Genomic DNA, 8,444 nt, shown 5'->3' on the forward strand with positions numbered 1-8,444 from the left:
GCAATGCATAAAAATAGGAAGTGCCTAGGAATGGATTAATCACAATAACGCTTGTTTTATGTTACTTTAATAAGGAAATTTTTCTGAACAGGTACGATTCATAAAGACATTACTGTATAAAGAGAATTCGTATGATCTGTAATTTGTAAAAAGAATCAAATTCTTGTAGAAACATGCTAAGCTATGCTAGCTTTCTTTATTTAATATTGAAAAAGTACTCTTAAAATCTATGTGGGATAACGAACAACAAAAAAACGATCCCGGACAGGACCCTGCTCTTGTCGTCAAACGCTTGCGTCCTGCGCGCCGACAAGTTTCGGCCCGTTGGCTTACGGGAACCGTTCTGACGGGAATCACTTCCTGCATTCTTATGGGTATTGCACTTTTTACGGCTCTTGATGAACAACAGCGATTGGTAACCCCTCCACAATGGTTTACAAAAGAAAATCTCTCACACGCACAAGATCCTGAGGCCAATGGGTATAAAGGTGATCGTATTTCTCCCACCCATGCACGGCAAAGCTTTGACAGCAAACGTCAATTTGAACTATCGATTCTGCAAAAAAAAGGCGATGAACAAGTTATTCAAACACAACATTTTGAATGGATTCGTATGGCTTTAGCCGAAAAGCGCCCCCAGAAATATAGCTATCCAAAATTTGATTCTTTAAGCATTCTTGCCAGTGATTCGAACAATCAAAGCGCCAAACCACAAGATTCTGGACAGATTTATGGAGCAAAGGTTGAAACAAAAATCACCTTACGCAGCTATGATTTTAAGGTAAATCAATTCGATTTTGACGACAACGATACGCTGACAGATGAAGAGGCACAACAAGAAGTGCAAAAAGCTGGGTTTACTTTAGAAAAAAGTACCGAACTTCTTTCAGTTCTCACATTGATTGATCCTTTAAAATTAGAAGATGCATCCACTGATTCCCAAGGTACAGAATCCCCTGAAGTTCGCATTGTTCAAGAAAATGTAACCGTTTCTCCTCAAAGTCACCGTATCGATCTGACAAAAAACTATGTTGAAGATATTATTCCTATTCGTAAAAAACAAAAGATAGCCGATGCTTTCAAAAAAACCAGTTATACAAAAAAGCAAATTGAACAGGTCGTAAAAACGCTAGAAAAAATGAGTTTTTCCGATACCCTTAAAGAGGGAAGTCTTTTACGCATTGGTATCGTGACACAAGCTGGTGAAGAAGACCATCTCGTACGCGCAAGTATCTATCAAGGAATGTATCATGTTCTCACCATTGCGCTGAATGATAAAGGCCAATTCATTGAAAGCACAGAGCCTAAAATGTCTAAAGCTCTTAAAACGGCTTTTCAAAATGGTATTCCGCATTCTTATATCAATAGCGCGCAATTACCAACAGCTTATGATGCACTCTATAATGCCTTGCTAAGCCATAATATATCACAATCTCTCTCTCATCGGCTTATTCGTCTGCTTGCCACCAATATTGACATGAAAAGTCCGATAACCCCCAATGATCAAATCGAAATATTTTATGCCGTGCCACAAAGCGATAAAGAAAACCAAAACGGCAAAAAGAACTTGAAAGCAAAGGAAGCATCCAAAAACACTGATCCAGAAATTCGTTATATTAGCGCAACTTTTGGAAATACAACTTATAAATATTACCGTTATCAATTAAAAGATGGAAGCGTTGATTATTATGATTCTGAAGGGAGGAGTTCAAAGCCTTTTTTGCTGCGCAAACCCACACCAAATGGAATTTTTGGCTCCCCCTTTGGTCCACGCAAACATCCTATTTTAGGTTATGTCCGCATGCATACGGGAGTTGATTGGGTTGCTCCTAAAGGATCACCCATTATTGCTGTAGGAGATGGTATTGTCACAAGAGTAGGCGTAACAGGTGGCTATGGAAATCACACGGAAATTCAACATGCCAATGGATATGTCAGCAGTTATTCACACCAAAGCCGTTATGCACCAGACATCAAACCAGGCGTGAAAGTACGACAAGGACAAATCATTGGGTATGTTGGAACAACAGGAATGGCAACCGGTCCCCATTGTCATTTTGAAATCATTGTCAATGGCGTCAAAGTTGATCCCATGCGCATCCGTATACCGGATAGCAAAGCCTTAACCAATCAAGACCTACAAACATTCCTACAAGAAAAAAACAATATTGATGCCTTGATCAACAGCCCGATAACACCCTCCGAAGAAACTTAAAGCATAAAAGCATCTGCATTTTTACGACTCAAAACATCTACAAAATATGCTTTAGCGCTTATTTTTCTCAACGAGATTTCCGCACTTTAAATATCTGTAAAGAATACGCGAAATATGCCACCACCCAAGGCCGCATAACAATGATTAAAAATAAAACGCCCTCCCCTTTGCAGGTATACGCACAATAGAAAAGTGCAAAATATGAAACCCAAAAAGGCTAAGTCTTCTTGTTTGTTTTATCAAAACGATAAAATCTTCTTATTTTCCCTGCAATAAAATTTTAATCAAAGGTGAGTTTTTCTAAAGGATGAAGATTCTAAAACCCATATCATTCTATAAACAACCCGACTTCTTGTTGAAGAGATTTCACTTGTTGAATGCTTATGCTGTTCATAGCCCTAAAGGACGGTGTTTCATGAACTCTATGAACAAATTATCCTTAAGAATATTCGTTACACACTTTTACAAAAACACCCCATATTTAAAGTTTTACATGCCTTACAAAAAATAACAAAACTTGAAAAAACAATATCTTCGAAAAGAAATCGAGCTTACTAATATAAGTATTATTGGCTTAAAGGAGCTCTTATTCAAAATAAATTTAAATTTTAACTTAAGCACTTCAAAGCTATAAAGCACACAAAAACAGGAGAATTTTTAAAGCCTATAATCGGAGTCAACAAAGCGAAAACAAAGAAACCAAAAGATGAAGAAGCAAAGTTTCTTCTCTTGAAGACAATTGGCAAGCTAATATGAATGGTGCTGTGTCCGCGTTATCTAAGTCATATTTTATTCTCATTTTTATTAAAACGAACAAGCAGAGAGCAAAGAGTTTATCTCTTTAAAAAATCAGTCAGAGCTTTTTTTTAAACTATTCATGCTGAGTTTTGGCAAAGGAATGACAATCTTTGTGCCTCCTAAAGCAGAAGTTTCAAACAGAGGTTTCTCACCAAATTGCATACAGAGCTGTTCCACGACCACACGACCAAGCCCTGTTTTTTGTTCTAAAGTTTGGCTTTTCATTCCCACGCCATCATCTTCTACAATGAGCATCAATTGTCCATCTTCCTGGGGACCAAAAGAGATATAAATATGACCCGTACGTTGATCTGGAAAGGCATGTTTTAAGGAATTTGTCAACAATTCACCAAGGATAATTCCAAGTGTTGTCGCATCTCTTGAAGACAGGCGATAATCTTTAAAGTTGGTGTGAATGGCAATGTTTTCACGCAATTCAAAAGGGACAGCCAATTCGACATCATGCACAACAGAACTGAGAAACTCTGCCAAAAAAGTCGTTTCCATATCATCACTTAAGCGCAAACGACGATGTGCTGTAGAAATTGTCTGAATACGATCACGTGCAGCCCCTAGAACAGAACGTACCTCTTCATTTTTGCTCCGGTTTAACTGGAGCCCCAGTAAAGAAGACACCGTCCCAAGAGAATTGCCAATGCGATGGCTTGCATCCTGCAACAATATTTCAACCCGTTGGCGTTCTTTTTCAGCGTGATTGCGTGCTCTTTCTAATTCTTGTGTTCGTTCTTTCACGCGGGCTTCCAGAGCGATATTTTCGCTATGAAGCAGCAATTGATACAATTTTAAAGAGCGTACATCACGATGAAAACGATTAATAACAAAATAGGCAGAAATAAAAGTACTCACAACGGAAACAATAGCCGCCAATGTCAAAGCAGCCCGCATCAATGCGATACCCTCACGCTGTTTTTGTCGCACTACATCATCCCCATTAATAAAGCTTGTCATCAATTGAGCTAAACGTGCCACAGGAATCTTTGATACTTCAAAAGAGGCAGCATGAGAAGGTTGTTCAGGAATCGCATCAAGAGCATGCATATGGGCATTCATAAATGCTTTTCGTGCTTCAACCTCTTTTTTAAAAGCCGTAAACCATTCATCCCATTGTGGATGCGCATAAACAATAAGTGCGATATAATCGAGAATATCCCCCAACTCCCGCTCTGCATTTTCAAAACGTATTTTATCTTCCGCCTTGCGCGTTTTTGCATAGCTGCGATCAGCAACAGCCATATCAATCAAGCTAATAAGGACCAAATCAGCCTGTTCGCGCAATTCTGAACTTGTATTCAACTGTGCGACTTCTCGATCAACGGCATTTGAAAGCAACATAATAAAAACCGATGCCAAAAGAGCCATAACAAGAGAAACAACAATCGCTACCCACCGCCAGCGTGATATCGTTGCATCAGAAGAAGGCATTTGAGGCATCAAATTTGTTTTTGTTGTCATAGAATGTCCATTGGCGAACTTGAAAGTCGTCATTTTTCAGCACAAAGGAAGGCAACCTTATGGAACATAAAACCTAAAACCCGTAGGAAAGTTTATACAGGCTTTTCTTGTGTTCCTAAGGATACACGCCAAACACTCTGAATTTCCTCAGATGCTGACTTTACTGTAATAGCTATAACGGGAATAAAAAAAACAAGGCTATCGATCATAATTATTATGCTTTTTTAGCCGTTAAATGAACACAATGTACTTCCAGCTGAATAAGAATCAGGACCATAATCAGACTCACCATCCACCTTGAGAAGTTCTTGTAATCGATTACGCGCCCTGCTCACACGGCTTTTAATGGTTCCAACAGCACAACCACAAATAGCCGCAGCATCTTCATAAGAAAACCCCGATGCGCCAATGAGAATAATGGCTTCTCTTTGATCGGCAGAAAGCAAATTTAAGGCTTTTTTGAAATCTTGCAAATCAAGCGATCCATATTGAGCCGGATGAACAGCGACATTTTGAGTAAACACGCCATCGGTATCTTGAACTTCTCTTCCCTTTTTACGCATTTGACTGTAAAATTCATTGCGCAAAATGGTAAAAAGCCAAGCCTTAAGATTGGTTCCCATCTCAAAACTATCTTGCTTAGCCCATGCCTTCATAACAGTATCTTGGACCAAATCTTCGGCTTTATCCTGCTTGCCACTTAAAGAAACAGCAAAAGCTCGTAAAGCCGGCAACACCAAAAGGAGTTCTTGTTTAAAGTTTTTCGCGCACTTTGACATAAAGGATTCAAACCTTTTCCACATTGTTTAAGCCAAATTGCTCTGCGCGCTCCAACTTCTCTAAAAGCTCAAGCAAACACCGTGGCAGTGCTTCTTCTTGAATTTCCATGTAAAATTGACGTAACTTCCGTGCTATTTCGCTATTGACCCCGAGAAGATCATCTCCAACTGTAAATTGTGTGGTGAGATTTTTTTCATCACGGTCGTTCATTTTTCATCCCCCTAATCCATATAATATCAGTAGCACCGCGAAGAATTTTTCGCCTTATGGTTGTAAATATAGCTGTCGGTAAAAAGTTCCATACAAATCAAGGAACTTTTTTATCTGTTGGGAATTTCAACCAACAAAATGCTTGAAAGGTCAAAGGAGTTATAAATTATGTCATTATCAACGCGCATTGCCCCGCATCTTCCCTATCTTCGGCGTTTTGCCCGCTCTGTCACCGGTAGCCAATCCTCTGGCGATGCTTATGTGTCAGCGATGTTGGAAGCACTCATCGCCGATATCTCCATTTTTCCCAAAGCATCCAGTGACCGAATTGGTACCTATTGGCTTTTTTGCCATCTTTTTGACCAAACTACACCGAACATCCCTGAACCCCTGCCCCAATTTGGTCTTGAACAAAAAACCAGTGCCAAATTATCCTATCTCACGCCCCGTGCACGCCAAGCATTTTTGCTCATTGCCGTTGAAGGATTTCATGAACAAGAAGCCAGCGAAATCATGAATCTGGATACGAAAGAATTCCGTAAGCTTCTCAACCAAGCATCCATTGATATTTCTCAACAAATTGCCACTGAAGTAATGATTATTGAAGATGAACCTCTTATTGCGCTTGATATTGAGCAAATGGTAGAAAGCTTAGGTCATCATGTTGTAGGAATAGCGCGCACGCGTGATGAAGCTGTCATCATGTATCATAAGAAAAAACCACGGTTGATTTTGGCTGATATTCAATTAGCCGATAACAGTTCAGGGATTGACGCGGTCAACGAGATTTTGAAAAATGACCGTATACCGGTGATTTTCATCACGGCTTTTCCCGAAAGGCTGCTGACCGGCGAGCGTCCAGAACCAACTTTTTTAGTGACCAAACCTTTTAACCCTGATATGGTGAAAGCGCTTATTTCCCAAGCTTTATTTTTTCAAGAGAATGCTTCTAAAGCGGCTTAGAACAGAGTAACATCTTAAAATTATGATCGTTACGCCTCTTTCAAAGCCTCCCATGGATAGATCTCATATGAGTGCGCTCATGCAAGCGATTCGTGGTGCTGATATTTGTGTTCTCTATCAGGCAACAAATCTGGTTTATTTATGGGCTGAAAACTTGCCACACCATTTGCACAATAAATGGCGGGTTGGGTGTCGTGACAGCGACTTTTTTTCGCTTGACCTTGCAGACAATATGGAAACCATCAAACTGCAAGTTTTAGCGAGTGGCAAAATGCAAACTGTTGAAGCACGTTTTGAAGATACAAAAAAACAAGAGATTTGGTACAAATTTTCTATTGATTGCCATCGTAATGATAACGGAGACATTATCGGTATTATCACTACCGGTGTTAATATTTCCGGCTTACGCCGCCGTGAACAAGTGCTGAAAATCCTTCTTCGCGAGGTCAGTCACCGTTCTAAAAATCTTCTAGCGATCATTCAAAGTATTGCCAGCCAAACCGCCCGCTATACTGAATCTCTTCAGGTTTTCTTACGCAAATTTCAAGGTCGTCTTCATTCTCTTTCTCATTCTCAAGATCTGATCACTGATTCCGATTGGCGTGGTGCTCAATTTCGCGAATTGGTCCAAACGCAGGCTTTAGGCTATTTTATGAAAGAAACAGAACGTTTTTCACTTGAAGGCGTAGATCCTTATCTTTTTCCCAATGCCGCTTTGCATATTGGTTTGGCTTTTCATGAACTAATTGTCAATTCTCTTTCTTTTGGAGCCCTTTCCCAAGAAAAGGGTAGCATCTGTGTACGCTGTGAAATCGAAACAAAACTGAATGGCAAAACGCAACTTATCATCACTTGGCATGAAAATTTTGAATCTGGCATCCCTCCCACAAACAATAAAAAAGCCTGTTTTGGTAGTGCCGTTCTCGAAAAAATCGTTCCCATTTCCGTAAATGGTTCCGCTTCCCTCAAATTGACAAAAGAAGGAATTGTCTATTGTCTCTCTGTTCCTGATACTTATTTTGATATTTTTTCTTAAAAGAGCATTTCAAACAATAAACAAGAGAAGTTTCCCCTTTTTTAGCAAAATTTCTCATCTATTTTATTAAGCACAAAGATATTTTCCAGCCTCTTTAAACCAACCACTATGTCCCCTAATAGTTCCCCAAAACCTTAACGATGAGAACTGAAAACCACATAAAGTCCATTCCCGCTGTCAATCAACTTCCATCCCTCATATAACCGCATATTTTAAGAGAGAAACCAAAACGATGAAGAGCAAACCGTTTCAGCTTTTATATGCCAAATAAAAGCGAACCTATTACCCACCTCTTTTTGTGTAACTTTCGCAATGCACATACAATTTCATTTTGGCAGAATATGAAATTTCAAGGAGTAAAGCTAACATCCATCATCACTCTTCAACTTTACGGGCTTAAAGCATCCACGACAACGACAATCAATTGATGAAAATTACACATTTTATGCTTTTATTTATCGCATTCTTTAATGGAGATATCCTCTTCAGATACAATAGGACATCCTAAAACAGAATACACTTGTGTTTTTCGTTCACGCACTTTTTTAATATTTCCCAGCGCATCCACGCTCATTTCAAAACAGTGTCTGTAAATAAAATATAATATCCCCCGTAAAGTGAACCATCAAGCACGCCCCTTTTTACTCCCCATCCTTCTTTACCTTCATACCTCTTTTCACTTCATAAAAGTAGTAGCTGAGCATTATCATACCCTTTGTCCCTCATGTTGCAACAGCCATTGACCTTTGAGAGCGTTCATAAGGGGCATTTTAGTCTTTTTTCAAATATTTCTCACCAACACAAAGCCCACACACAGCCTTTTATGACGTGCAAGCCAATGACTTTGATTAATTCACTATAGACGGACATCTCAAAGGGGGAACGGACATCTCAAAGGGGGAACGGACATCTCAAAGGGGGAACGGACATCTCAAAGGGGGAACGGACATCTCAAAGGGGGAACGGACA

The 8,444-nt window shown here is 39.5% G+C and carries 6 protein-coding genes; 3 read left to right on the forward strand and 3 right to left on the reverse strand.

Annotation, left to right across the window (positions count from 1 at the left end; all coding sequences use genetic code 11):
- Positions 1-229: 229 nt before the first annotated feature.
- Positions 230-2,215, forward strand: a complete 1,986-nt coding sequence (locus U736_RS0107910; protein WP_026500606.1) for a M23 family metallopeptidase — start codon at positions 230-232, stop codon at positions 2,213-2,215.
- Between the two features lie 849 nt (positions 2,216-3,064).
- Here the strand turns inward: U736_RS0107910 and U736_RS0107915 are convergent.
- The 3 genes from U736_RS0107915 to U736_RS0107930 all read right to left on the reverse strand — a co-directional run bounded on the left by U736_RS0107915 (position 3,065) and on the right by U736_RS0107930 (position 5,476).
- On the reverse strand, positions 3,065-4,486 hold the full coding sequence (locus U736_RS0107915) for a sensor histidine kinase (protein WP_026500607.1): 1,422 nt from the start codon (positions 4,484-4,486) through the stop codon (positions 3,065-3,067).
- Positions 4,487-4,710: 224 nt separating this feature from the next.
- Positions 4,711-5,265, reverse strand: coding sequence for an RNA polymerase sigma factor (locus U736_RS0107925; protein WP_015856820.1), 555 nt, complete (start codon positions 5,263-5,265; stop codon positions 4,711-4,713).
- 7 nt (positions 5,266-5,272) lie between these two features.
- Positions 5,273-5,476, reverse strand: coding sequence for a NepR family anti-sigma factor (locus tag U736_RS0107930; protein WP_015856821.1), 204 nt, complete (start codon positions 5,474-5,476; stop codon positions 5,273-5,275).
- Positions 5,477-5,644: 168 nt separating this feature from the next.
- Here U736_RS0107930 and U736_RS0107935 point away from each other — a divergent pair, with 168 nt between their 5' ends.
- Both U736_RS0107935 and U736_RS0107940 read left to right on the forward strand, forming a co-directional pair.
- On the forward strand, positions 5,645-6,439 hold the full coding sequence (locus U736_RS0107935; RefSeq protein WP_015856822.1) for a response regulator: 795 nt from the start codon (positions 5,645-5,647) through the stop codon (positions 6,437-6,439).
- Positions 6,440-6,461: 22 nt separating this feature from the next.
- Positions 6,462-7,475 carry a sensor histidine kinase gene (locus U736_RS0107940; protein WP_015856823.1) on the forward strand — a complete coding sequence of 338 codons (1,014 nt, stop codon included), beginning with the start codon at positions 6,462-6,464 and terminating at the stop codon, positions 7,473-7,475.
- Positions 7,476-8,444 lie beyond the last annotated feature (969 nt).

This window comes from Bartonella grahamii ATCC 700132 (assembly GCF_000518085.1).
Classification (GTDB): Bacteria; Pseudomonadota; Alphaproteobacteria; order Rhizobiales; family Rhizobiaceae; genus Bartonella; species Bartonella grahamii.